Here is a 25,164-nt window from a genome sequence, read left to right as displayed (position 1 = left end):
CGACGATGTTTATTCCCCCATTTTATCGCGAAAACGATATAGAGACGCTAGTAGCCTTTATGAAAAAGTACCATTTTGCTACCATCGTCAGCTTCGACGGGACGATTCCGCTGGCGACCCATTTGCCTTTTTTGGTGGAGCATGAGCACGAGCAGGCGAAGATCACGCTGGTCAGCCACATGGCTTTGGCGAATCCGCAATGGCGAACGTTTGCGGAGCAGGACGTGCTGGTCATGTTCCAAGGGCCGCATGCGTATATTTCGCCGCAATATTATGAAAGCCGCTACGGTGTGCCGACTTGGAACTACGCGGCTGTGCACGTCTACGGCAAGCCTGTCATTTATTCGCAGGCAGAAGACGTCGCGCAGACGCTGTTGCAGACGATCCGCACGTTCGAGCCTGCTTATGAAAAGCATTTTGACGCCATTCCACAAGATTATACAGAAAAGCTGAAACAAGAGCTGGTTGCTTTCGAGATCCAGGTAACGAAAATCGAAGGGGCGTTCAAGCTGAGCCAGGACAAGCCGCTGCCGATTCGCCAACGGGTGGCGGACGCGCTGGCACAAAGCCCGGACACGGTGGTGGCAGAGCTAGGGAACATGATGCAGCGCCAGTTGCCCAAAGCAGAATCAGGAGAGGAGCAATGACATGAGTTTGCAAAAATGGCTGACCGAACTGGACGCGATCCCCGGTGTGGCGGGGGATGAGGAGCGGGTTGCCGCTTACTTGCGGGAAAATTTGCTGGATGTGGTGGACGAGCACCAAAGCGATGCGCTAGGCAACCAGTTTTTCATTAAAAAAGGGAGCGATCCCGACCTGAAAATCATGTTGTGCGCGCATATGGACGAGATCGGCTTTATCGTCAGCTACATTGACGAAAAAGGATTTGTCTGGTTTCACCCGGTCGGCGGTCACGATAGCCGCATGGTGATCAACCAGGTGCTGGACATTCATACGGACAAAGGCGTCGTCAAGGGAGTCACAGGAGCGAAGCCGTCCCATATCGTGACGGCGGAAGAGGCGAAGCTGGCGATTCCGCTTAGCGAGCTGTATGTGGACGTAGGGACGGCGAGCCGAGAGGAAACAGAAGCGCTTGGCGTCACGGTCGGCGATTTCGTCACCTTTTCGCGGGAGGGGCAATTTTTGAACGGCGGCAAAGTGTTTACCGGAAAAGCAGTCGATGACCGCTCCGGCTGCGCCGTCATGCTCGAAGTCATGAAGCGGCTCGCGGGCAAACAGCTCACCGCATCGGTCTATGCGGTCGGCTCGGTTCAGGAAGAAGTCGGGATGCGCGGCGCAGGCCCTGCCGCTTTTGCCGTTCAGCCGGACGTTGCGCTGGCGCTCGATGTCGCGCTCACTGGCGGAACGCCGAAGATCGAAGAGAAAATGATTCCGCTGACGCTTGGCGGCGGCCCGGTCATCCTGTTTTACGAGTGGGTCACCGACAACTGGGCGGGAAGCAGCGTCCCGAAAAAGCTGACGAGAAAGCTGGTGCAAACGGCAGAAGAAAATCACATCCCGTACCAGCGTGGCGTGTATTTGAACTGCGTGACAGACACGTACTCGATCAGCCTCGCTGGCAAAGGAACGGTAGCCGGATGCATCTCGGTCCCGTCCCGTTACATTCACTCTGCGACTGGACTCGTGCATCTGGACGATCTGGAAAACGCGGTTCAGCTCCTCGTCGCTTTCATTGAAAGCTTTCGGCAGAAGTGGTAGAGTTGGGAAAAAGAGGCAGAGGTCGACTGATGTAACAGGAAGCTGGTCTGCTGAGCCAGAGGAGGCAAGGTTGTGAGTAGATATGATGCGGGGATAGCGGCAAAAATCGATGACTTGTTCGCGGATTGGCAGCAAGGCGTATGCCCGGGCGGACAGGTTGTGGTTCGCAAAGGCGGGGAAATCGTCTACGAAAACTGCTTTGGCTACGCCAGCGTGGAGCATAGGTTGCCGATCACGGGCGAGACGGTGTTTCATGTTGCATCGGTGTCCAAGCAAGTGACAGTGATGTGTGTACTGCTGCTTCAGGAAGACGGTCTACTGAACGTAGATGACGACATTCGCAGCTACGTGCCGGACATGGTTTCGTTCGCCGAGCCTGTATCGGTGCGCAATCTGATGAACAACGTGAGCGGCATCCGGGATCAGTGGGAGCTGCTCATGCTGCAAGGAGTCCGGCTTGATGACACGATCACACAGTCTGACGCCAAAGACGTTATTTCCACGCAAACGGAGCTGAATTTTCCGCCACTTACCCGCTATATGTACTGCAACTCGAATTTTACCCTCCTGGCCGAAATCGCTGAAAGAGTGTCCGGCAAAAGTTTGAACGAGTTTGCCCGTGAGCGGATTTTTGCCCCGCTCGGCATGGCGCAAACGTGCTTCAAGGATCGGTATTGGCAGGTGATTCCGAATGGCGCGGATTCTTACAAGCGCGTCGGCGGGGAGCTGATTCATGCCGTGCTGAACTACGGCACGTATGGCGCCACTTCGCTGCACACGACCGCAACTGATTTTATGAAGTGGATGGCCAACTTCAAGGAGCCGGTCATTTGCAAACGGGAGACACTTTCCGAGATGTTTGACTGCCCGACGCTGCTGGACGGAACGAAGATTCATTACGCGGGCGGATTGATCGTGAATGATCCTGCTCTGTACCAGGGGCGTCCTTTTATCGGGCACGACGGTTCAGACGCGGCATTCCGCAGTTGTACCGTCCGGTTTCTGGTAGAGGATATCGATATCGCCATTTTCAGCAACACGGATACGGTAGCAATCGGCAGGGCTGCGGAGAAAATCGTCGACTTGCTGCTGGGGGTGGAGCGGAGCGAGGTGGAGCCGCAGGTTTTGCCTGACTTTTACGATGCCGATTTTGCAGACGAGGACGTGGCCGGGACGTATTATTCCGACGGAACGTACGCGCTCATCGCGCAAGTGGTGGGCAAGGGAGATCAGCTGTATTTGCTTGAGGAGTACGGAGCTGCGCCCCTTGTTCAGGTGGAGGGAAACCGCTATCAAGCGGGAACGGCCAACTACGAGCTGTATCTCGGTTCAACAGCCGGATTTCGCTTTGGAACGCGCTGCATCCCACTGAAAAAATGGCAGCCTGATCAGGAATGCGAGGCAGACGGGCTGGCATATGCGGGCACGTACGAGAGCGCGGAGCTGGGAACCGCCTACGAGGTGCTGGTCGAGGACGGGGCGCTCTATCTCTCGCATCGCCGGAACAAAAAGCAGCAGTTGCTGCGCACGGCCCCTGATCAGTTTATCGCCGGAGTCGGGGGAAGCTTGTATGGCGTAACTCTCACTTTTGCGCGAGCAGCCAATCAAGCGGTCAGCGGGTTCCGGGTGTCGACGGGCAGAGCACAAGCAGTAGCCTTCGCCAAAAGGAACTAAGCAGGCACTAAGCCAAAAGAAAAATAGGCTGCCGTACGGACTGGAAAGGTTATCCGTACGGCAGCCTTCTTTGCGCTTGTCTCCACCATCAGCTTTCCCGCATTTGTCATTGATTTGTCGCCGTTTTTGCGCTTCGTGGCAGGACTCGATGCGGCAGTTGTCGAATGGTGTTACAGATTGAAAAGTTGTGCCGAAAGAGTCCGTCCGCACCTTTGCGGCGGTTTTTTCTACTTTTCAAAAACAAGCGCCATTTTCTCTGTCGTCTGTGATTAGGGACCGCCCTTTTTTGGCGAAAATGAAATGGTGAAGGAGTGATGAGGATGGAGCAAGTTCTTCAACTCGTGAAAGATTACTGGCCCGTCGCGGTTTGTATCATAGTCTTGATCTTGGCAGCTCAATGGGTCGTGCGCAGCTTGATTCGGATCATCTCGCTTGCAGCCATCATCGGAGTCGTACTGGTGTTGTTTTTTCACTTCAGCCCGGAGGAAGTCATCCAGATGGGACGGCAAGCGGCGGTGGCTACGCAGGAAGTGGTGGACAAGACGATCGCACCTGTGCTCGACAGCGAACTGAAGGATGCAGACATTACGTTTCAGCCGGATGGTACCTACGAGGTCAAGACGGCGAGCATTCGCATCGTAGGCAAAAAAGGCGAGACGAAGGCGACCGTCTACTACAAGGACGACAAGTGGGAAGTGGACATCGGCCAGCTCGGCAAGCTTTTCGAGGATCGACTGGGCAAGGCAGAACAGCAAACGACCATGTAAAGAAAAACGCATGCACCGATTCGGGTACATGCGTTTTTTTGTGGGCGGAAACAGAAAGGGCAGTCAGGGCGCTCAGGCTGTCAACCAATCAGCCAGTACCCGCCCCAGTAGAGCACACCGCTGATGACAACCAGACCGAGAAAAAAGCCGAGACGCATCCGCCATTTTCCCGGAAGCAGTTATAGTCGGGAAGCTAATTGGATTTCATTTACAGTTTGTTGCAAATTAACTACTATTAAGAAGAACAGAATCAGTGGGGCATGAGCTGCGCTTTTGTAGTCGGAGCTTTTTTTATGTTAAGGTGCATATTTAATTCAAACAGCTTTAAATAGTAAGAAGCAGGAATAAAATGGATAGTTGTCGAATACGTCAACAAGATTCGACGTTTTATGCAAGATTATTATGAATATATAATATGGGCTTAAACCGTAGCAATGAAGAGATTGTAGGTGAATATAATGCAAGATAACAGACGTGAATTCAGCCAGAATGAAAAAATGATATTATTCAATGAGGTAGGCGGATATTGCCCATTTTGTGGAGATGAATTAACTCATCGAAAGAATGGGAAAATCTTCAAATCCTTTGAAGTTGCACATATTTATCCTGCTAATCCATTGCCAGAAGAAGTTGAATTATTGAAAGGTGAAATTAAGCTGTCTGAAGATGTCAACGACTTGAAAAATGTGATAGCTGCCTGCAAAAAATGCCATGGTCTTTTTGATAACCCACGAACTGTAGCGGAATATCGAAAATGGTGTAGATTAAAACAGGGTTTGATTCAAGAAGCACAGTTAAAGAGTACCTATTATATGTTTAACATAGAAAGTGAAATCAGAGTAGTATTGGAGAATTTGCAAAATATTGATGGTAACATTATCCCCTTAAGCTATGACTCTTTAAAGATTGATCAAAAAACTAACCATACGTTGCCGTTTATTTTGAAAAGAAAAATTACTAATGACACCGTTGACTACTTTGATTTTATTAGAAACATTTTTATTACGCTTGACCAGGAGACTCCACATAAATTTGATACATTGGCATCACAGATTAAAAGCTTCTATTGGAAATGCATGCAGACAAATGAGAGCCAAGAGTACATTTACAATGCTTTAGTGGAATGGCTGTTTGAAAAAACAGATCGTTATTCACAGAGGGCATGTGAAATTGTAATTGCTTTTTTTGTGCAAGATTGTGAGGTGTTTTCATGATACTACCGAATAAATTAATCCCATTTAAAGACAGCATTCTCGCTAAAATGGTGTATATCCTGAACGTTTTAGTGGTCAACGATGAAAGTGTTGAAATTTTGTTTGAGAAAACGAAACAGTATCTTGAAGATATTAACCAATTCATATTGGTCTTAGATGTCTTGTTTGCTCTGGAAAAAATTGAATTTGATCAAGAATTGAAGGTGATTAGATATGTTAAGGCAGATCCTTTGTGATAAATTTGTACAACAAAAAATCATTTTTCATAGTGGATTAAATGCTGTGGTAGGAGATGAAATTGCTTCTAATTCAATTGGTAAATCTACGATGTTGATGATTATAGATTTCGTTTTTGGTGGTGACGATTATATTACTAGAAATCATGACACTGTGGATAACTTAGGACACCACATTTTTAAATTCTCTTTTACTTTCGAAGATGGTGAACTCTTTTTTAGCCGTTCTACAAACGAATTTAAATTTGTTGCTGTCTGTAATAGAAATTTTGAAGTGCAAGACACTATAAAAATTAATGACTATACAAAGCTTCTTCAGGAAAAATATAAATGCCAAATTGATGAGATGTCATTTCGAAGTATTGTTGGCCGATATTTTCGGGTATATGGAAAAGAAAATTTAAACGAAAGAAAACCAATTCAATACTTTGAAAAAGAAAAGAAGAAGGATTCTATTGTCGTATTATTGAAACTTTTCGATAAGTATCGAAACATCAAAGAGTATGAAAAGCAAATTCAAAAACTGACGGATGAAAAAAATGTATTGCTTGATGCTGCAAAAAAAGAGTTAATTCCCAAAATTAACAAGGCGATTTTTGGTCAAAATACGAAAAAAATAGATGCCTTAAATGAGGAGTTAAAAAAGTTAAAAGATAGCATTGTAAGCTCCTCAGTAGATATTGAAGCACTCGTTTCTAAAGAAATTTTGGAATTGAGAAAGAAAAAAAGTAGTTTGACTATACAAAAAAATGTGTACGAAAGCCGTTTGAAGAGAACCTTAACCAATATCGCAGACAAAAATATCAAAATTGATTCTGAGCTAGAACGATTGGTCGATTTTTTTCCGAATTTTAATGTTGAACAGGTAAAGAAGATTGATTCTTTCCATGCTTCAATTACGAAAATATTAAAAGAAGAACTTCAAAAGACTGAAAAAGAAATCAGAAAGCAGATTGCTGTTATTGTTAATGAAATTACAAAAATTGACCAAGAGATTGCAGATAACTTAACAATACAGAATGCCCCCAAATATGCAATTGAGAAGGTGGTTGAACTTGCCTCTCAAATCAAGCAGTTGACTGAAGAAAATGGTTTTTATACAAAAAAGAAAAATCTAGATGATTCCATTGTAGAAGCGGGAAAAGAATTGGATGAGTTAAAAGTAACTATATTAGATGAGGTATGCAATCAAATTAATATTAAAATGCATGAGCTCAATAAACGAATTTACTCAGATAACAGACGTGCTCCTACTCTAAGCATACGTGGTGAAAGATATACATTTAATACCTATGGAGATACAGGAACTGGTACAGCATTTGCGAATCTTATTACGTTTGATTTGGCACTTTTAGAATTAACATGTTTGCCTGCAATCGCACATGACTTGCCACTTCTAAAAAATATAGAAAATCATGCACTGGAGAACATAGTTGAACTTTATAGTACGAGCAAAAAACAAATATTTATAGCTATCGATAAGATTAATTCGTATAAGGCAGAAACGGAAAAAATCATCACAGATCATAAAGTATTGCAGCTTTCGAAAGATAAATTACTATTTATTAAGAATTGGAAACAAGATGGGCAGTAGAAAAACAAAAATCTGAGTTCACTCTTTTATATAGCCTCTTTCAATTCTAAATACGGTCGAAATTAACAGTCGACAAAATGGGTCTAAAGAAAAACGTAAAAAGTTAATTTTACTTGCTAGTGATCTGCGTCAAACAGTTACTTTATGAATATAAGATTGGAGGATTTTTATGACAACTTGTTTTGTTATTCAACCATTTGACGGTGGAGCTTTTGATAAAAGGTATGAAGATATTCTTGTGCCCGCAATTACTAATGCTGGATTAGATGCTTACAGAGTCGATAGAGATCCAAATGTAAATATACCAATCGAGGATATCCAAAATGGAATAAAAAATGCCGATGTAGTTTTGGCTGAAATTTCTTTGGACAATCCAAATGTTTGGTTTGAGCTTGGTTATGCTATTGCAAGCCAAAAAGAAGTAGTATTAATTTGTTCAGACCAGAGGAATTCAAAATTTCCTTTTGATATTCAACACAGGAAAATTATTACTTATACAACTGCTTCTCCGAGAGATTTTGAGAATTTAACTACTCAAATCACCGATAGGATACTTGCAATTAAACAAAAACAAGTCAAACTGGGATTGATTTCTACACAATCATCTATTGCGTTAACAGAAGGCTTATCACAGCATGAAATGACTTTATTAGTATCAATAACTCAGAATGTTGATAGTCCAAATGAAGCGGTGAGTGCATACATAATTAGGCAAGATATGAACAAGGCAGGATTTGCACCTATCGCTGTGGCGCTAGGATTAGATTCCTTATTAAATAAAGGGTTTATACAGTTTTCTGAACAACAAGATTATCAAGGTGAGTACTATAAAGCTTATAATGTAACTAATCAGGGAATGACTTGGCTTCATAACAATATTGATAAATTAATCTTAAGGCAGGATTCACCTAAACCTAGCGACCCATTTAAAGACGCAGAATTGCCATTTTAGCTCGGAACAATGTAGTTTCTTGATCTAGAATTATCTTAAAAACTTAGAAGAAATTAAGGGAAGGGCTGAGGGAATGAACGAAGCGCAAAAAAATCAGAAGCTAAAGTATTTACGCGAGCAAAGGGAAAATCCTACTGGCAATTATCGAAGGTATTTAGTTAATACCTATAATTACATTTTGAATGACTCAAGAAATAATAATAAAGGCTGGAGTAAAGCTAGTTCAAGGGAAATGGTGAATTATGTTTATGAAGGAAGTCCCGACCATATGGGCTACGAATTAGTGGAGGAATATAAGAAGACGCTTAGGGACATGGGATATATAAAATTTCAAAAAGAAAATAACGAATGGCGCACATATGTTATAAAAGATTTAGATTTTTAGTAACTGCTACTGGGATAGTGGGAAAAAGATCGCTTACTTATTCTTTAGTTCATAAAATATTTCAGTATGAGAAAAAGGAAGAAACAGAATAACTCGTACCTTTAGGTACGAGTTATTCTGTTATTTTAAGCTTGTGCTAAAAAGTTATCCATTCCATAAAACCAAAAAGGGAGGTGTCTATGACAACTAACATTTACCCACTGTATTGATGAAAGATAAGCAACCCCATAATTAGTTACGTCAACCTTCCCGCACCATGATCAGCTCCTCGACATCACAGCCGCGGGCATTGGAAAATCCCGCGTCTTCTCCTGCCTGGCGGAAGCCGCATTTGTGCAGGACGCGGATCGAACCGACGTTGTCTTTGGCGACGCGGGCGTAAACAGGTCGGACGGGGAGAAGCGCGAGAAAGGCGGTAAGCGCCTGTGTCGCGATCCCTTTGCCCCAAAATGGTTTGCCAAGCCAATACGCGACAGAAGGGCTGCCGAATTGTTCAAAGAAAACCAGGTAGCCTGCAATTTGCCCGTTGGCAAGTACGGTCATATTCTCAATCGAGTTGTCTGCCAAAATTTTGTTCCAATGGGCGGTAAAAGCTTGCCTGTCACTCGGGTCTTTAGCGGTAAAGGCGGCCATATGGTTTGCCTCCGGGTCGAGCTGCTGCTCAAACAAAATCGGCAAATCTTCCGCAGTGGTCGGGCGCAAACGAACGTTTTCCAACAAAAATTCACCTCCGATCCTACTGAGCTTGGGATTGGCGTTCTGGCGATTGGTTTGCGACACGAATGGGCGAGAGCAGTGTATCGTCTGTGCCGCTCGCCAGGTTCTCAACAAGGAGTTAAGCTATCAAGCTTGCTCCGTCAAGACAGGCGGGACACGCAGCAAAGTCGCTTGCTCGTAGGCGTAGCCCATGCGCAGAAGAGCAGGCTCCGAGAAGGCCAGTCCAGTCAGCATGATGCCAAAAGGCTTTCCTTGCGCAGTGTAGCCAGCGGGAAGGGCAATGGACGGGTAGCCCGCTTTCGCCGCAATGTCACAGCCCGTGTCTCCCGGGAACAGCAGAGCGTCCAGGTCGTGTTCCTTGAGTGCGGCGTCGATCCCTTGGCGTTGCGACATTTCCAGATCGTACAGCCTTTGCCGCAAATAGGCAGGATCGGTCAAGGTGCCGCTGGTTTGCTCGGACTGCTCCAGTACGCTTTGCCCAAACCGGAGCGCTCTTGCTTCGTGCTTGCGATTGAAGGCGACAATATCTTTCAGGGTGCGGATTGGGAAAGAGGCGGGCAATATTTTCAAATAGGCATTTACACCTGTCTTAAACTCGTGATACAAAACTTGCGAGTTCCAATCGGCATTTTCAGAAGGAATGCTTACGGAATCGATGACAGTAGCGCCAGCCTGCCGCAGCTGCGAGATAGCGGCTTCGTAAAGAGCGGCTTCTTCCTCGTCGCATTCAGCCAAATAGCCGGAACGCACGACACCGATTCGGGCACCTTGCAGTCCGTTTGCGTCGAGGAAGGGAAGATAGTCGCGGTGGGCCAGCCCTGCACTTTTTCCGGTCGCCGCGTCCTGCGGATCGACACCTGTCAGGACACCGAGCAAAATGGCCGCGTCCGTTACGTTTCGCGTCATCGGGCCTGCCGTGTCCTGGCTGTGGGAAATCGGGATAATGCCCTGGCGGCTGATCAAGCCTACCGTCGGTTTGATACCGACGAGCGAATTTTTTTTGGCAGGGCCGAGGATCGACCCGGAAGTCTCTGTTCCGACAGCGGCTACGGCAAAGCCTGCCGCGATTCCCGCGCCTGAACCGGAGCTGGAGCCGCCGACATCGAACGCAGGGTCATACGGATTGAGGACTTGTCCGCCGCGCGAGCTGTAGCCGTTCAGCATGTTGTCAGCCATGAAGTTAGCCCATTCGGTCAGATTGGTTTTGCCCAACAGGACGGCGCCTGCTTCGCGCAGACGTGCGACGACAAACGAGTCTGCTGACGCGTACGAATCGGCCAAGGCGAGCGACCCGGCTGTCGTGTGCATGTTGTCTCCGGTCGCAATGTTGTCTTTAATCAATATCGGAATGCCGTGAAGCGGCCCGCGACTGCCGGATATCGCCCGTTCCCTGTCCAGAGCTTCGGCAATATGCAAGGCATCGGGATTGATTTCACTGATGGCGTTAATGGTCGGTCCCTGTTTGTCGTAGGCAGCGATCCGTTCCAAAAACAGAATGGTCAGCTCACGGGACGTCGTTTGTCCTGCTTCTAATGCAGCTTGCCATTCCAGGATGCTTGCTTCATGGTTCGGCGACATAATTTTCACCTTTTTCTGTTTGATTTGATCATTCTTAGTTTACCAAATGCAGGGAAGCGGGCAAATGGTTGTGGAACAATTACATGCGGGAATGTTCGTATCATTCAAAAAGGAGCGTGATGCAGATGATACAAGCGGTACTATTCGATCTGGACGGCACTTTGCTCGACCGCGACACTTCGCTCATCCGGTTTGTCCACGACCAGTATGAGCGAATTTCCCAGCTTCAGCACGTCCGACAGGAAACATTCGTGCAACGTTTTATCGAGCTGGATCAGCACGGATACGTATGGAAGGACAAAGTGTACGCGCAGCTCATTGAGGAGCTTGCCATTGCGAAGCTGGAAGCGGCCTTTTTGCTGCAAGACTACCTCTGTCATTTTCAAAAGCATTGTGTCGCGTTCCCGCATCTGCATGAAATGCTTGCCGACCTGCAAAAGCAGGGCATGCGGCTGGGCTTGATCTCAAACGGTTTCGGGCAGTTCCAGTACGACAATGTCAAGGCACTGGGCATCGCGCCTTATTTTGACGAGGTGCTCATGTCGGAATGGGAAGGCTTGCGCAAGCCTGATCCGGCGATTTTTCACCGGGCATTGGACAAGCTTGGAGTGCCTGCTGAACAGGCGATGTACATAGGTGACCACCCCGACAACGATGTTCGCGCCAGCAGGGCGGTCGGTATGAAGGCGGTATGGAAACGCAGCCCCCAGTATGCAGCAGTTGCCGAGGCTCATGTCGTCATTGACGATTTGGCAGAGATCAGCGCATGGGTGCTTCCGTCTTTTCAAGGCCAGATGGGGAGAGGCGCAGACTTCACCTGACAATCGGCGGGGTCACTCCATGTAACCAGTCCAAAATGAACGGAGCCTGATGGGGGTTCAGACTGTCCGGCAATTCGTTTTTGGCAAAAAACTGTTGGCGGGTGCTCTCTTCATTTGTCTGGAGCACGCCTGCGTAGTCCGTGACGCGAAAGATCAGCTGGACGCTAAACACTTTATCCCCATTGGCATACTGGGCGAAGCCGTTTTTTCCTGAGTAGAGGCCAAACAATTGCCACTGCAAGACAGTCAGACTGGTTTCCTCCAGCACTTCGCGTTTGAGCGTCTCCGCGAACGTTTCGCCAAGCTCCAGCAGACCGCCGGGAATGCCCCAGATGCGGTTGTGTTTTTGTTGCAAAAGGATGCGTCCCGATTCGTCTTCCAAAATGGCTCCGCAGCCGACTGTGAGCAGCGTTTCGTGGCCGATGAGCTTTCGCATGGTCGAGATATAGTCATTCACAAGCGTTGTTCCCTCCATTATCAACTGGACCGAATGGCTTTCCAGGCGTCGAATAGCAAGGTGAGTCCACAGAACAAAGCGCCTACAAAACCGATTGTCTTGACGGCCGCTCGCACAAAAGCAGGATCGATATTCATTTCGAGCAGAAAAGAATAGTCAAAGTCGAAGTTGACGAACACAAGCCCGACAATGAAGCCGAGAATGATGCTGAGCTTTTTTTCCATGGCATACGTCTCCTGTTTTTTTGACACTTTGCCAAGTAATACGAGTGAGGGAGCTTTTTGGCAACGACCAAACAAAAAAATCAGAAGAAAGCAGCAGGGGGAAGAGTGGGATGACCGAACACCGATTGTGCAGCTCGCCGCGTTTCGCACCGAATCAGACAGCGGCAAATAAAAAACAAGCTGACTGGCACAAAGGCACGGTCAGCTTGTTTCCTTTTCGTATGGTTATGCGTTCGCTCCAGCGGCTTGCAGCTTCGCTTTTTCTTCCTCTTCAACGAAGCGGTTGCGCGGATGCTCGCGGCATTCGTCGGAGCAGGAACGCTTGAATTTTTGCTCGCACTCTGTGCAGCAGAAGTGCTGTTTGTTGCAGAAAGGGTTGGCGCAGTTCACGTAGCGGTCTTCCACAGTGCCGCAGTAGTGGCAACGGCCGATAACTACATCTTCTTCGGTATGGTTGATCGGTACGGAGATACGCTCGTCGAATACGTAGCATTTTCCGTCCCACAGGCGGCCTTTTACTTCCGGATCTTTTCCGTAGGTGACGATTCCGCCGTGAAGCTGGTACACATTTTCAAAGCCTTGATCCAAAAGCACGCCTGTCAGCTTTTCGCAGCGGATGCCGCCTGTGCAGTAGGTGAGGACTTTTTTGTCTTTGAATTGGCTCATGTTTTCCGCAATCCACTCAGGGAACTCGCGGGAAGAATCTACTTCTGGACGAATCGCGCCACGGAAGTGTCCGAGGTCGTATTCGTAGTAGTTGCGGCCGTCGAGGATGACAACGTCCTCTTGCTGCATCATTTCGTAAAACTCTTTCGGGCTCAAATAGTGTCCTGTTTTCTCATTCGGATCAACGTCGTTTTCCAGACGCCAGGTCACCAGTTCTTTTTTCGCGCGAACAAACATTTTTTTGAATGCGTGTTCTTCCGATTCATCTATTTTAAACCACATGTCCGCGAAGCGCGGGTCTTTTCGCACGTATTCCATGTAAGCGTCGGTCTGCTCGACAGTGCCGGATACCGTTCCGTTAATTCCTTCCGGAGCGATGATGATCCGTCCTTTGAGTCCGTTTTCCTTGCAAAATTGCAAGTGTTCAGCAGCATACTCCTCGTAGTTTTCCAACGGAGTATACTTGTAGTAGAGCAAAATGCGGTATGGTTTTTGTACTTGCAAGGTACAATCCACCTTTCTTTTTTCAATTGTAGTTTATGACGCAACGGTGATTATATCATAATCCGCAAACAAAAGTGTAGAAAAAGACAGGAATTTGTGATCGTTCTATGAAAACGCGGGCAAGTGGCTGAACTTGCTGGATGGTGGCCCATCTTGTACACTATGGAAGGACATTAGCAGAATGGTGATAGATGAGGAGAGACTTTTGATGAATCAGACAAATGATCGCCTGGTTGCCCAGGTCAAACTAAAAAAACTGCACCCGGAGGCAGTCATTCCCCAATACGCCCGTGCCTTGGACGCGGGATTTGACCTCGTTGCCGTCGAAGACGTGTTGATTGCCCCGGGGCAAACCGTCAAAATCCCGACCGGACTTGCTTTTGCACTGCCAGAGGGCTACGAGCTGCAAGTGCGTCCGCGCTCCGGCATTGGCGCGAAAACAAAACTGCGCCTGCCGAACGCTCCGGGCACGATCGATGCGGGATACCGCGGAGAAGTGTGCGTCTTGATGGAAAACATCCGCATTCCGTCCGGCAAGATCGGCAACGTCTGCCTCGATGCGGGAGAAAAAGAAGTGACGGTAGACACAGAAGTGGATTCTCACAGCTATTTCATCAAAAAAGGCAACCGCGTCGCGCAAGGTGTAATCGGTGTCGTGCCTGTTGCCCGTTTCGAAGTGGTAGACGAGCTGGATGAGACTGAGAGAGGCGCTGGCGGCTTCGGCAGCAGCGGCATTAACGGATAAGACAGCCCTAAAAAAGAACAGACCCCTGACTCCGGGCAAGTGTGCGAGACACATGCGCTGACGGAGGAGGGGTCTTTTTGTTTTTGGCAGCTGCTATTTTTTGGCGGCGAGAAACTGGTCGATGACACGAATGTCGTCCTCGCTAAGAGAACGGCCGTCTGCCTTGACGAACACACACGGGCCATATACCCAGTCGAGGTAGCCGTCTGCGGTAATCGGAAAATTGTTGGCCAATACACCTCGTCCGTCTTCATTCACGATCAGCGAGATTCCTTCCAGATGGTCGTCCGTCACCACTTCAAAATCCCCATCGACCAGCTCGGATAAAGCATTCGTATCGGCAATTTCAGCAATCGTTGCGTCCTCATGCGGACGTTTGACATAAACGGTGATCACGATCATTCACTCCTTTTGTCCCATCATAACCGAAAGCAAAAAAATGCGCGAGAGTGTTGGCTGGGATTGCGCGGAATATGCTGCGAGCGGATGGAAAAAGCGGCAGTGCGGAAGGGCAAAAAGGCGGCGAGAAGCGAAAAAACGGTGGTGCGAAGTGGAAAACGGCAGCAAGAAGCGAAAAAACGGTGGCGCGAAGTGGAAAACGGCAACGAGAAGCGAAAAAACGGCTGTGCGAAGCGGAAAAACGGTAGCGAGAAGCGAAAAAACGGTGGTGCGAAGTGGAAAACGGCAACGAGAAGCGAAAAAACGGTGGTGCGAAGTGGAAAACGGCAGCGAGAAACGAAAAAACGGTGTGCGAAGCGGAAAAAGCAGTACGAAGCGGAAAACCGATAGCGAGAAGCGAAACAGCGACAGCGGGGAGCAATCACTGGGATTAGGAAGCTGCTCCCCCTGCTTACCGAGTAGCTAAACGAACGTACAGCCACACGCCATACGTCTTTTTTGCGCCGCCGTTTCTCACCTCGCCCAGCTAGTGGGCATAAAGTGGATGGGAATATGATTGACAGCGATAAAAAGGCAGGTATAATCGTAGATAACTAAGTATTCCGAGTAAAATAGTATAGATTAAAAACGGGGAGTGAAGGTCACCAGTATGAACACCACAAAGGGCAATATTCAGTCCATCCTGAAACGCATCGGGATCGTTGCCGTAGCTATCGCTTTGGGAGGATGCTCGGCTGCGTCGCAAGGAACAGGGACAAACGGGAGCGGGGAAGCGGGCGGCTCACAGACCGTCGAGCTGCTGAACGTCTCGTATGACCCGACCAGAGAGTTTTATCAGGAAGTCAATGCGGAATTTGCCCAGGAGTGGAAGGCGAAAACCGGACAGACGCTCAACGTCAAGCAGTCGCACGGCGGCTCCGGCAAGCAATCCCGATCCGTCATCGACGGTTTGGAAGCGGACGTGGTGACATTGGCTTTGGCGTACGACATCGACGCGATCGCCGAGCAGGGACTGATTGCGGCAGACTGGCAAAAAAAGCTTCCGGAAAACAGCTCTCCCTACACGTCTACCATCGTTTTTCTCGTGCGCAAAGACAACCCGAAGCAGATCAAAGATTGGGATGATCTGGTCAAACCGGGCATCTCCGTCATCACGCCGAACCCGAAAACTTCCGGTGGCGCCAGATGGAACTACCTCGCCGCATGGGGATACGCCCTGAAGAAAAATGGCGGTGACGAAGCCAAGGCAAAAGAGTTCGTGGGAGCCTTGTTTAAAAACGTGCCTGTGCTCGATTCGGGAGCGCGCGGATCGACGACGACGTTTGTCGAGCGCGGGATTGGCGATGTGCTGATCGCCTGGGAAAATGAAGCGTACTTGGCTGTGAACGAGCTGGGCAAAGACAAATTCGAAATCGTCAATCCGTCTCTCAGCATACTGGCAGAACCTCCGGTAACCGTCGTCGACAAGTATGCGGAAAAGCACAAGACAAAAGAAGTCGCCGACGCCTACTTGCAATTCCTGTACACGAAAAAAGGGCAGGAAATTGCGGCGAAGCATTACTATCGCCCACGTTCCGCGGAAGTGCTCAAAGCGCATACGCCTGCGTTTCCTGAAATCGAAATGTTCACAATAGATGAACTTTTTGGCGGCTGGACAAAAGCTCAACAAACGCACTTCTCCGACCAAGGCGTCTTTGATCAGCTGTACAAACCGTAATCCAGTCCATAACCTATCCTGCCATCAGAGGAGTTAGCTCCATGAGAAAATCATTTTTGCGCAGGGGGTTCCTGCCGGGCTTTGGCATGACGATGGGCTATACCATCATCTACTTGAGCCTCTTGGTATTAATCCCCCTGTCCGTCCTTTTTTTGAAGGCCACTACCATGAGCTGGGAGCAGTTCGTGGGAACGATCCTCGATCCGAGGGTGATCGCTTCGATTCGCGTCAGCATCCTCACGTCTTTTTTTGCCGCTTGTGTCAATGCGGTATTCGGTGTACTGGTCGCCTGGGTGTTGACCCGGTACGATTTTTTTGGCAAGCGGATCATTGACGGAATTGTCGATCTGCCTTTCGCCTTGCCGACAGCGGTAGGCGGGATTGCTCTCACCTCCATCTACGCCGAAAACGGCTGGATCGGGCAGTATTTGGCCGAGTGGGGCGTAAAAGTGGCGTATACGCCGATCGGCATCTGGGTTGCTTTGACCTTTATCGGGCTGCCGTTTGTCGTGCGAACCGTGCAGCCTGTCTTGCAGGACTGGGACTTGCAGATGGAGGAAGCGGCTGCGACACTGGGAGCCACGCGGTTTGCCACGTTTACCCGCGTCATTTTGCCGCATTTGCTGCCAGCGATCATTACGGGCTTTGCCCTCGCTTTTGCCCGGGCGCTTGGCGAATACGGCTCTGTCGTCTTTATCTCCGGAAACATGCCGCTCAAGACGGAAATCGTGCCGCTTTTGATCATGACCAAGCTGGAGCAGTTCGATTACGCGGGAGCTACCGCCATTGCAACCGTCATGCTCGTCGCATCGTTTGTCATGCTTCTGCTCATTAACTACTTGCAATGGCGAATCAACAAGTTCGATGCGGCACGATAGGAGGTGGGACAAATGAAACATGTAACCGAGCCAGCCTACGTTCGCTGGAGCTTGATCGCAGTCGCTTTTCTGTTTTTGGGCCTGTTTCTCATTTTGCCGCTGATCGCCGTGTTCACTGAGGCGTTCAAGCAAGGGGCGGGTGTTTTTCTGGCTGCGATTGCCGAGCCGGAAACGCTGTCTGCGGTCAAATTGACCTTGCTCGTAGCGGCGATTAGCGTACCGCTGAACGTCACGTTTGGGATTGCCGCCGCTTGGGCGATTGCGAAGTTTTCGTTTCGCGGCAAAAATGTGCTGCTTACGCTGATCGATCTGCCTTTTGCCGTGTCGCCAGTCATCGCCGGGCTGATTTTCGTCCTGTTGTTCGGCAGTCAGGGGGTTGCTGCGCCATGGCTGGCTGCGCTTGATCTGAAAATCATTTTCGCGGTGCCCGGGATCGTGCTTGCGACGACTTTTGTGACGTTTCCGTTCGTGGCCCGCGAGCTGATTCCGGTGATGGAAGCGCAGGGCAAAGACGAGGAGGAAGCGGCTGTATCGCTGGGAGCGAGCGGCTGGAAAACGTTTTGGCGCGTCACGCTGCCAAACGTCAAATGGGGGATTTTGTACGGTGTGATCCTCTGCAACGCCAGGGCGATGGGGGAGTTTGGCGCGGTATCGGTCGTCTCCGGCCATATTCGCGGCATGACCAATACGCTGCCGTTGCACGTGGAGATTTTGTACAACGAGTACCAGTTCGCCGCTGCGTTTGCCGTCGCAACGCTGCTCGCTGTGCTGGCGCTGGTCACGCTGGTGCTAAAAAGCTTGATCGAATGGAAAACCGAGCGGAAGTCCAAGGCGGAAGAGGATTATTACTTTGACGCGTCAGGGGAGAAAGCAGGATGAGCATAGAAGTTGTCAACATTACCAAGTCGTATAAAAATTTTACCGCGCTGGAAAATGTCAATCTGCACATACCCGAAGGGGAGCTGGTTGCGCTTCTGGGGCCTTCCGGTTCAGGCAAAACGACCTTGCTCCGGCTGATTGCCGGGCTGGAACAGGCGCAGCAAGGAAGCATCCTGTTCAACGGCGAGGACAATACGAACCGCGATGTCCGCGAGCGCAAAGTCGGCTTCGTCTTTCAGCATTACGCCTTGTTTCGGCACATGAACATTTTTGACAACATCGCGTTCGGGTTGACGGTTCGTTCACGCAAAACCAGACCGAGCAAGGAAGAAATTCGCGAAAAAGTGCATTCATTGCTCAGGCTCGTGCAATTGGAAGGGCTGGCGCACCGCTATCCGTCGCAGCTGTCCGGGGGGCAGCGTCAGCGCGTGGCGTTGGCAAGAGCGCTTGCGGTCGAGCCGAAATTTTTGCTGCTGGATGAACCGTTTGGCGCCTTGGATACAAAAGTCAGACAGGAGTTGCGGCGTTGGTTGCGGCACTTGCATGGAAAGCTCGGCTTGACGATTTTGTTCGTCACCCACGACCAGGAAGAGGCGATGGAGCTGGCTGATCGCGTCGTCGTCATGAACGAAGGGCGCGTCGAGCAGGTCGGTTCTCCCGAAGAAATTTATCTCAAGCCAGCCAACCCGTTTGTGTACAGCTTCCTGGGGCGCGTCAATCTGTTTCGCGGACGCATTCAAAACGGGCGGATCAAACTGGGCGAGGCGGAGTTCACAGCAGAGCAAGGTGTCAGCGAAGGCCCGGCGATCGGCTACATGCGTCCGCATGATGCGGAAGTGTCGCTGCATCCGCCACAATCAGCTGCCGCTACGGCTGTTCAGGCGCATATCGAGCGGATTACGCTGCTCGGCCCGCTCGTGCGTCTGGAGTTGAGACGCCTCGATACGAAAGAGGTGTTTGAAGCGGAGATGGGCCGGCAGCGCTTCCTCGAACTTCTCGTGGAAGAAGGCGACGTCGTGTATGTCACGCTGAACAATTTGTCCATCTACGTGGAATCCGAACTGCAATCTGTACCGACACCTGCCTTGACTCCCGTTCACGTCACCGTTTGATTTCGCGCTTCGCACTCCGCCATTCGTCATGGCAAAAACCAGTCTGCCGTTTACTCATCAGCAGACTGGTTTTTGTGTGAGGAAACGAACCTCAACGAATTTTACTCGCCGCGCTGCTTGGAGCGGGTTTCTTCTTTGCCTACAGTAGTGGAAGATCTGGTTTGCGAAGGATTTTCCTTGTTTCCCATCTCATTTTTCACACCGTTTTTCTTGGACATAACCCCAACCTCCCTCGCTCGAGATACAGAGACATCACATAATGTGCCCGAGCGCCCTGATTTTTATTTATCAGGGATTTTCTGGTAAAATAGACAAGGTGGAGGAGGGGAGATTGTCACGTATTTGTCGGCCGACGCCGGAGAAGCGCGCGGCGTTTTCGCCCGATATTTTTTGCAAAATGCAGCTATCTCTGATAAGATAAGTGTTTGAACGATTCAAAAAAGGCAGGTATTGCGACGATGATAAGCACTCAGAACGTGACGCTGCGCTACGGCAAACGCGCACTGTTTGAAGATGTATCGATTAAGTTTACCCCTGGTAACTGCTACGGCCTCATCGGTGCGAACGGTGCCGGGAAGTCTACGTTTGTCAAAATCCTCTCCGGAGAGATCGAGCCGACAAGCGGACACGTTTCGGTGACACCAGGCGAGCGTATCGCTGTGTTGAAACAGAACCACTTCGAGTTTGACGAGTATGAAGTTTTGAAAACGGTCATCATGGGCCACAAGCGCCTCTATGAGATCATGGAAGAAAAGACTGCGCTCTACATGAAAGAAGACTTCTCCGAAGCGGACGGCAACCGTGCCTCCCAACTGGAAGGGGAATTTGAAGAGCTGAACGGCTGGATGGCGGAAGCAGATGCAGCGAGCCTTTTGATCGGTTTGGGCATCCCGACAGACCTGCACGACAAGCTGATGAAAGACCTGTCCGGTACGGAAAAAGTACGGGTATTGCTCGCGCAAGCGCTGTTTGGCAACCCGCACATCCTGCTCCTGGACGAGCCGACGAACCACTTGGATATCGAGTCGATTCGCTGGCTGGAAAACTTCCTCGCCGATTATGAGAACACCGTCATTGTCGTATCCCATGACCGTCACTTCCTGAACAAAGTGTGCACGCACATTGCGGATATCGACTTCGGCAAGATTCAAATGTACGTGGGGAACTACGACTTCTGGTACGAGTCCAGCCAATTGGCGCTGAAGATGGTTCGCGATCAGAACAAGAAAAAAGAAGAGAAGATGAAGGAACTCCAGGAGTTTATCGCGCGTTTCTCCGCCAACGCTTCCAAGTCGAAGCAAGCGACCTCGCGGAAAAAGCTGTTGGAAAAAATTACACTGGAAGACATTCGTCCGTCCAGCCGTAAATATCCGTTCATCAACTTCAAGCCGGAGCGCGAAGCAGGCAAAAATTTGCTTGCCATCGAAGGCTTGAGCAAGACAGTCGAAGGCGAGAAGCTGTTTGAAAACTTGCACCTTGTCATCAACAAGGGAGACAAAGTAGCGTTTGTCGGACCAAACGAGCTGGCAAAAACGACTTTCTTCCAAATTTTGATGGGCGAAGTACAGGCAGACAGCGGTTCTTTCGAATGGGGCGTAACGACTTCGCAAGCGTACTTCCCGAAAGACAACGCTGAATACTTCAACTCCGAGCTGAGTCTCGTGGATTGGCTCCGTCAATACTCGAAAGAGCAGGATGAAACGTTCATCCGCGGCTTCCTCGGCCGCATGCTGTTCTCCGGCGACGAAGCGCTGAAAAAAGCAAACGTGCTGTCCGGAGGCGAAAAAGTTCGCTGCATGCTGTCCAAAATGATGCTGGCGAGCGCAAACGTCCTGATCATGGATGAGCCGACGAACCACTTGGACTTGGAATCCATCACAGCCTTGAACAACGGCTTGATCGATTTCGACGGAACCTTGCTGTTCGTTTCCCATGACCACCAGTTCGTACAAACGATCGCCAACCGCATCATCGAGTTCACTCCGAAAGGCGTTATCGACAAGATGATGACGTATGACGAGTACCTCGAAAGCGACGAGATCAAGCGTCTTCGCGACGAACACTACGCGTAAAACCTGCTTGTTTCCATAAAAAATCCCGTGTCAAAGGCAGTAGTCAGATGCCAGACACGGGATTTTTTGCGTGGGTCAGTTCGGGGGTGCTGCTTCTTCGACGAACTCGATTTTGTTCAAAAAAGCTTCCTTGCTCGAAAAAATGACGCGTTCCTTGCGCGGCAACGTAAAGAAAACAACGATGTACTGATCATCTATGTATTCGACGATTCCTCGCTTTTTGGGCCGTTCCTTCGTCTTAACCGGCTTGTTCAGCCACTCATCCATCTACATTCCCCCTAAGTCGCTCTGTTGCCATTATACCAGCTTAGCCTTTGGCAAAACCAATCGATTGCACTGTCATGGCGATGCGCAGCAACAGCAAGTCATGGCCGTGATCCGGGTTTAAGCCCGTCAGTTCGCGAATGAGCGCCAGCCGATATTTGATCGTATTTTTATGCACGTACAGCCGTGACGCCGCTTCTGCGTGATTGCCGTCCACTTGCAAAAAGATGTGAAGCGTATCCAGCAGTTGCCCGTTTTTTTCGCGATCGTATTCGTTGATTTTGTCCAAGTATTCCTGAGCGAGCAAGCGTGCCTCTCTGTCCGGCTGCTCGGCAAACAGGATGCGCTCCAGCCCGAGGTCGTGAAAAGCGACGATGGTGGTATTCGCTGCTGCCTTGGCATCAAGCCCGCGCATCGCCGCACGAAAGCTGATTTGCGCCTCGCGATAGCTGGCAGCAATGCCCGTGTGTCCGGCGTGAAACCGCCCCAGGCCGACAAACACGCGCTGTTGCCACGAAAAAGCGAGCAAAGCAGCGAGAACTTGTTTGGTGCTGGTCAGGCAAGCAGTGGAATCACTAGAGCCACTGGCTGTCGGGATCAGCAGCACGATGCGGTTTTGCTGATCGAGTCCCAGCAAAATGGCGTCATCAAGGGCGGACAGGGAAGGAGTCAGAGCCAAAAGCAAGTCGCGGTTGTCGTTCCAGTTCTCGATCCCTGTCCGCTCCAGAGGGGAGACGCCGAGAACAGCGACCGTGTAGTGATCGGCGAGCTTCCAGCCTACCTCATCCGCTTTGCGCGTGAGCACGTCTCGCGCGTGCATCTGATCGCTTAGCAACAGCTGCAAAAAGTCATTGCGAAACCGCTGGTACGTCTCGTTTACGGAACGCTGCCGCTCGATTTCCAGCGACAACAGGGCGGCGCTTTGCTCGATCGCGACTTTTTCCCAGGCGTATAAATCTCGTTCGATGATTCCGGTGCAGATCGCGCCTTGTACGTTCCGCTCCTGAAGCAGCCAGCGCACGTGACGGCCATCTGCCCTTTTGACGAGCGGATTTTTCAGCATGGAAGGCGAAGCGGCTTGTCCGAGCGGGATGTCGTGCCCCTCGTCGGTTGCAAAGCCAAAGCCGCCAGGGGGAACATCAGGCGAAGCGGCCCACTTCCATCTCAGGCTCGGCACTTCGATGCTGATCGGCGTTTGCAGCAAGTCTGCGAGCAGTGCCGCGAGCTTGGACACCGGATCATTGGCAGTCAGATGCAGGTGAAACCGCTCGTAGATCGCATGTGTGCGATTCAGCTCAAGGCGCTGTTTGTCGTTGATGTACTGCGTGACAGGCACGATGACGTCCGACCACGCTTTATCCATCGGAAAGGACAAAATCGGCATTTGCCTTTTCGCGGCGTGGGCGAGGACGGCAGCAGGCACGCTCGCCATGTAGCGGCCGAGTTTGATCGCCAGACCAGGCGTTCCGATGGCAGCCAACTCGTCGATCAATTGAATCAAGGTAGCTTCACACGTATTTTGGCGGATCAGAAAAGGAAAGCCTGTCGTCAGCACAAATTCGCCTGCGCGCAGCCATCTGTGTCCATCCGGCGAGTCAAACGAGGTAACCCCAAGCAGTTCTTTGTCGAGAAAGTCTTCCCCGGCAAGCACGGATTCTTCCGTAAAGCCTCCAACTTCGATCAGTTCACGGACTGTTATCACGCCATTTCCCTCCGTCTTTCAATGCTTTTGGCTCAAGAAACAAAAGAACGCGATGTTTTCTGGTCAGCAGGACAAAGGAGAAAATTGAATTTTTCGATAATAATAGAGTACATGTCCAAAGCGCGCGCAGGCAATGGGACAAATCGAGTAAACAGGGGGATCTGCATGAAAGCAAGAGATTGGCTTGGAGTCGTGCCGTTTATCGGCATGCTTGGCGGAGTGCCGTTTGTGAACCGGGTGGAGCCTTATGTGCTGGGCATGCCTTTTGTCTTGTTCTGGATTGTCCTGTGGGTTGTGCTGACTTCTGTCATTATGGCGGTCATCCATCAACTCGATCCGGCTACAAAAGAGGAGGAGAGTTCATCATGAACATTGCTCTGCTGATCATTTTTGCCTTCCTGCTGCTGTCGTTCTACTCCGGGATTCGCGCACGCCAAGGCAAAGACATGAACATGGAGCAATGGACAGTAGGCGGCAGAGGCTTTGGCTCGATCTTTATTTTCCTGCTGGTCGCCGGGGAGATTTACACGACGTTCACCTTCCTCGGAGGAAGCGGCTGGGCTTACTCCAAAGGAGCGCCGTCTTACTACGTCCTGTCCTATATTTCGCTTGCCTACGTCATCTCCTACTGGCTGTTGCCCCCGATCTGGCGCTATGCCAAAGAGCACAAGCTCGTTTCCCAATCCGACTTTTTCGTGAGCAAGTACAACAGCCCGATGCTGGGGATTCTCGTCGCCGCCGTTGGCGTGATCGCGATCATTCCTTACCTCGTGCTGCAATTCAAAGGGCTGGGCATCATCGTTTCCGAAGCCTCGTACGGCACGATCTCGCCAGCAGCCGCTGTCTGGCTCGGAGTCATTGCCGTTACCATCTACGTCATGCTCTCCGGCATCCACGGCTCGGCCTGGACGGCGGCGATCAAAGACATCATGATTTTTTTCGTGGTCGTTTTTCTCGGGATTTATTTGCCGTATCACTATTACGGTGGCATCCAGCCGATGTTTGCAGCCGTGCATGCGGCTAATCCGGGCTTTTTGACCTTCCCGACAGAAGGGCTTAGCACCTCCTGGTATATTTCTACCGTACTCATCACGGTTTTTGGTTTTTACATGTGGCCGCACACGTTCGGTTCCGTGTTTTCCGCCAAAAACGAAAACGTGTTCCGCAAAAATACGATCATGCTCCCGCTGTACACCTTGATGCTGTTGTTTGTGTTCTTCGTCGGCTTTACGGCGATTTTGCAAGTGCCCGGCTTGAAAGGGGCAGATGGGGATTTATCGCTTTTGCGTTTGTCGCTGAAGACGTTTGACCCGTGGATCGTCGGCATCATCGGCGCGGCTGGGCTGCTGACGGCTCTCGTTCCAGGCTCGATGCTGCTGATGACGGGAGCGACCCTTTTGGCGAAAAACGTCTACAAAGTCATGGCGCCAGCCACCTCGGATGTCCAGATCGCCAAAGTCGCCAAGCTGCTTGTTCCGGTTTTGTCGCTCGTCTCGCTGTACTTTACGCTCAGCGGCGGAGACACGCTCGTCACCTTGCTGTTGATGGGCTACAGTCTGGTGACCCAGTTGTTTCCCGCTTTGCTGTTCAGCTTGGGCAAACAGCCGCTCGTCAATAAATATGGGGCGTTTGCCGGAATTGCAGCCGGAGTGTTGACGGTCGCCTATACGACGGTCTCGCAGGCGACGCTCGCGACGCTGTTTCCGCACTGGCCTTCCGTCATCCAGGATCTGAACATCGGGGTCGTGGCGCTGCTGGTGAACATCGTCGTGATGTTCGGCGTGACGCTTATCACCAAACCGCTGTTCGTCAACGGACAGCAGGCGGCCAATACGGAAGGAACGCCTACGTTCAAATAAAGCAAAAGGCCCAAACACGGCTGACGACA

At 50.2% G+C, this 25,164-nt stretch carries 27 protein-coding genes; 19 read left to right on the top strand and 8 right to left on the bottom strand.

Annotation, left to right across the window (positions count from 1 at the left end; all coding sequences use genetic code 11):
• Positions 1–5: 5 nt before the first annotated feature.
• The 9 genes from IRJ17_RS19820 (at position 6) to IRJ17_RS19780 (ending at position 8,541) form a co-directional block, all read left to right on the top strand.
• The gene (locus IRJ17_RS19820; RefSeq protein ID WP_242771692.1) at positions 6–647 is read left to right on the top strand and encodes an FMN-binding negative transcriptional regulator; all 642 of its coding nucleotides are present in this window, start codon (positions 6–8) and stop codon (positions 645–647) included.
• Position 648: 1 nt separating this feature from the next.
• Complete coding sequence (locus IRJ17_RS19815) at positions 649–1,719, top strand: M42 family metallopeptidase (RefSeq protein WP_242771689.1); 1,071 nt, start codon at positions 649–651, stop codon at positions 1,717–1,719.
• Between the two features lie 72 nt (positions 1,720–1,791).
• Positions 1,792–3,393 carry a serine hydrolase domain-containing protein gene (locus IRJ17_RS19810; RefSeq protein ID WP_242771687.1) on the top strand — a complete coding sequence of 534 codons (1,602 nt, stop codon included), beginning with the start codon at positions 1,792–1,794 and terminating at the stop codon, positions 3,391–3,393.
• 320 nt (positions 3,394–3,713) lie between these two features.
• The gene (locus IRJ17_RS19805) at positions 3,714–4,160 is read left to right on the top strand and encodes a hypothetical protein (RefSeq protein ID WP_063227022.1); all 447 of its coding nucleotides are present in this window, start codon (positions 3,714–3,716) and stop codon (positions 4,158–4,160) included.
• Between the two features lie 458 nt (positions 4,161–4,618).
• Entirely contained in the window at positions 4,619–5,374 is a 756-nt protein-coding gene (locus tag IRJ17_RS19800) for an ABC-three component system protein (RefSeq protein ID WP_122963494.1), read from the top strand.
• Positions 5,371–5,610, top strand: a complete 240-nt coding sequence (locus IRJ17_RS19795) for an ABC-three component system middle component 7 (RefSeq protein ID WP_122963493.1) — start codon at positions 5,371–5,373, stop codon at positions 5,608–5,610. Before IRJ17_RS19800 ends, IRJ17_RS19795 begins: the two co-directional genes overlap by 4 nt.
• On the top strand, positions 5,588–7,204 hold the full coding sequence (locus IRJ17_RS19790) for a DUF2326 domain-containing protein (RefSeq protein ID WP_122963492.1): 1,617 nt from the start codon (positions 5,588–5,590) through the stop codon (positions 7,202–7,204). Before IRJ17_RS19795 ends, IRJ17_RS19790 begins: the two co-directional genes overlap by 23 nt.
• Positions 7,205–7,373: 169 nt before the next feature.
• The gene (locus tag IRJ17_RS19785) at positions 7,374–8,156 is read left to right on the top strand and encodes a nucleoside 2-deoxyribosyltransferase (protein WP_122963491.1); all 783 of its coding nucleotides are present in this window, start codon (positions 7,374–7,376) and stop codon (positions 8,154–8,156) included.
• 73 nt (positions 8,157–8,229) lie between these two features.
• Positions 8,230–8,541: a hypothetical protein gene (locus IRJ17_RS19780; protein WP_122963490.1), complete on the top strand. Its 312-nt coding sequence runs from the start codon at positions 8,230–8,232 to the stop codon at positions 8,539–8,541.
• Positions 8,542–8,781: 240 nt separating this feature from the next.
• Here the strand turns inward: IRJ17_RS19780 and IRJ17_RS19775 are convergent, their stop codons facing one another.
• Positions 8,782–9,258, bottom strand: a complete 477-nt coding sequence (locus tag IRJ17_RS19775; RefSeq protein WP_242775305.1) for a GNAT family N-acetyltransferase — start codon at positions 9,256–9,258, stop codon at positions 8,782–8,784.
• 126 nt (positions 9,259–9,384) lie between these two features.
• Positions 9,385–10,836, bottom strand: a complete 1,452-nt coding sequence (locus tag IRJ17_RS19770; protein WP_242771684.1) for an amidase family protein — start codon at positions 10,834–10,836, stop codon at positions 9,385–9,387.
• 125 nt (positions 10,837–10,961) lie between these two features.
• On the opposite strand from IRJ17_RS19770, the gene IRJ17_RS19765 reads away from it, so the two are divergent.
• The gene (locus IRJ17_RS19765) at positions 10,962–11,657 is read left to right on the top strand and encodes an HAD family hydrolase (protein ID WP_242771682.1); all 696 of its coding nucleotides are present in this window, start codon (positions 10,962–10,964) and stop codon (positions 11,655–11,657) included.
• Here IRJ17_RS19765 and IRJ17_RS19760 read toward each other — a convergent pair.
• From IRJ17_RS19760 to trhO, 3 genes are all read right to left on the bottom strand, one after another.
• Positions 11,650–12,114, bottom strand: a complete 465-nt coding sequence (locus tag IRJ17_RS19760; RefSeq protein ID WP_242771679.1) for an NUDIX hydrolase — start codon at positions 12,112–12,114, stop codon at positions 11,650–11,652. The genes IRJ17_RS19765 and IRJ17_RS19760 overlap by 8 nt on opposite strands.
• 20 nt (positions 12,115–12,134) lie before the next feature.
• Positions 12,135–12,338, bottom strand: a complete 204-nt coding sequence (locus IRJ17_RS19755; protein WP_242771676.1) for a hypothetical protein — start codon at positions 12,336–12,338, stop codon at positions 12,135–12,137.
• Between the two features lie 225 nt (positions 12,339–12,563).
• Positions 12,564–13,508 carry an oxygen-dependent tRNA uridine(34) hydroxylase TrhO gene (trhO, locus tag IRJ17_RS19750; protein ID WP_122963485.1) on the bottom strand — a complete coding sequence of 315 codons (945 nt, stop codon included), beginning with the start codon at positions 13,506–13,508 and terminating at the stop codon, positions 12,564–12,566.
• Between the two features lie 208 nt (positions 13,509–13,716).
• Between trhO and dut the strand changes: the two genes are divergently transcribed.
• Positions 13,717–14,253 carry a dUTP diphosphatase gene (gene dut / locus IRJ17_RS19745; protein WP_242771673.1) on the top strand — a complete coding sequence of 179 codons (537 nt, stop codon included), beginning with the start codon at positions 13,717–13,719 and terminating at the stop codon, positions 14,251–14,253.
• A 93-nt stretch (positions 14,254–14,346) separates the two neighbouring features.
• On the opposite strand, the gene IRJ17_RS19740 is transcribed toward dut, so the two are convergent.
• The gene (locus IRJ17_RS19740) at positions 14,347–14,655 is read right to left on the bottom strand and encodes a DUF3846 domain-containing protein (RefSeq protein WP_423751926.1); all 309 of its coding nucleotides are present in this window, start codon (positions 14,653–14,655) and stop codon (positions 14,347–14,349) included.
• Between the two features lie 99 nt (positions 14,656–14,754).
• On the opposite strand from IRJ17_RS19740, the gene IRJ17_RS19735 reads away from it, so the two are divergent.
• The 6 genes from IRJ17_RS19735 (at position 14,755) to IRJ17_RS19710 (ending at position 21,310) form a co-directional block, all read left to right on the top strand.
• Positions 14,755–15,042, top strand: coding sequence for a hypothetical protein (locus IRJ17_RS19735; RefSeq protein ID WP_242771666.1), 288 nt, complete (start codon positions 14,755–14,757; stop codon positions 15,040–15,042).
• 259 nt (positions 15,043–15,301) lie between these two features.
• Positions 15,302–16,369 (top strand): sulfate ABC transporter substrate-binding protein, encoded by a 1,068-nt coding sequence (locus tag IRJ17_RS19730; RefSeq protein ID WP_242771664.1) that lies wholly within the window; start codon positions 15,302–15,304, stop codon positions 16,367–16,369.
• A 41-nt stretch (positions 16,370–16,410) separates the two neighbouring features.
• On the top strand, positions 16,411–17,247 hold the full coding sequence (gene cysT, locus IRJ17_RS19725; protein WP_141254161.1) for a sulfate ABC transporter permease subunit CysT: 837 nt from the start codon (positions 16,411–16,413) through the stop codon (positions 17,245–17,247).
• Positions 17,248–17,259: 12 nt separating this feature from the next.
• Positions 17,260–18,126 carry a sulfate ABC transporter permease subunit CysW gene (gene cysW, locus IRJ17_RS19720; protein WP_141254163.1) on the top strand — a complete coding sequence of 289 codons (867 nt, stop codon included), beginning with the start codon at positions 17,260–17,262 and terminating at the stop codon, positions 18,124–18,126.
• On the top strand, positions 18,123–19,238 hold the full coding sequence (locus IRJ17_RS19715) for a sulfate/molybdate ABC transporter ATP-binding protein (RefSeq protein ID WP_122963481.1): 1,116 nt from the start codon (positions 18,123–18,125) through the stop codon (positions 19,236–19,238). The genes cysW and IRJ17_RS19715 overlap by 4 nt, the downstream gene beginning before the upstream one ends.
• 458 nt (positions 19,239–19,696) lie before the next feature.
• On the top strand, positions 19,697–21,310 hold the full coding sequence (locus IRJ17_RS19710; protein WP_122963480.1) for an ABC-F family ATP-binding cassette domain-containing protein: 1,614 nt from the start codon (positions 19,697–19,699) through the stop codon (positions 21,308–21,310).
• Positions 21,311–21,385: 75 nt separating this feature from the next.
• Here the strand turns inward: IRJ17_RS19710 and IRJ17_RS19705 are convergent, their stop codons facing one another.
• Positions 21,386–21,577 (bottom strand): hypothetical protein, encoded by a 192-nt coding sequence (locus IRJ17_RS19705; RefSeq protein ID WP_063227034.1) that lies wholly within the window; start codon positions 21,575–21,577, stop codon positions 21,386–21,388.
• Positions 21,578–21,617: 40 nt separating this feature from the next.
• Positions 21,618–23,276 (bottom strand): PucR family transcriptional regulator, encoded by a 1,659-nt coding sequence (locus IRJ17_RS19700; RefSeq protein WP_242771662.1) that lies wholly within the window; start codon positions 23,274–23,276, stop codon positions 21,618–21,620.
• Between the two features lie 165 nt (positions 23,277–23,441).
• On the opposite strand from IRJ17_RS19700, the gene IRJ17_RS19695 reads away from it, so the two are divergent.
• Together IRJ17_RS19695 and IRJ17_RS19690 are read left to right on the top strand one after the other, a co-directional pair.
• The gene (locus IRJ17_RS19695; protein ID WP_063227036.1) at positions 23,442–23,645 is read left to right on the top strand and encodes a DUF3311 domain-containing protein; all 204 of its coding nucleotides are present in this window, start codon (positions 23,442–23,444) and stop codon (positions 23,643–23,645) included.
• A complete protein-coding gene (locus tag IRJ17_RS19690; RefSeq protein ID WP_242771660.1) occupies positions 23,642–25,135 on the top strand; it encodes a sodium:solute symporter family protein in 1,494 nt (497 codons plus the stop codon). Before IRJ17_RS19695 ends, IRJ17_RS19690 begins: the two co-directional genes overlap by 4 nt.
• Positions 25,136–25,164 lie beyond the last annotated feature (29 nt).

This window comes from Brevibacillus parabrevis, assembly GCF_022701015.1.
Taxonomy (GTDB): Bacteria; Bacillota; Bacilli; order Brevibacillales; family Brevibacillaceae; genus Brevibacillus; species Brevibacillus parabrevis.
Note: the sequence above shows the minus strand (reverse complement) of the source record. Positions and strands in the feature narration are given on the sequence as shown.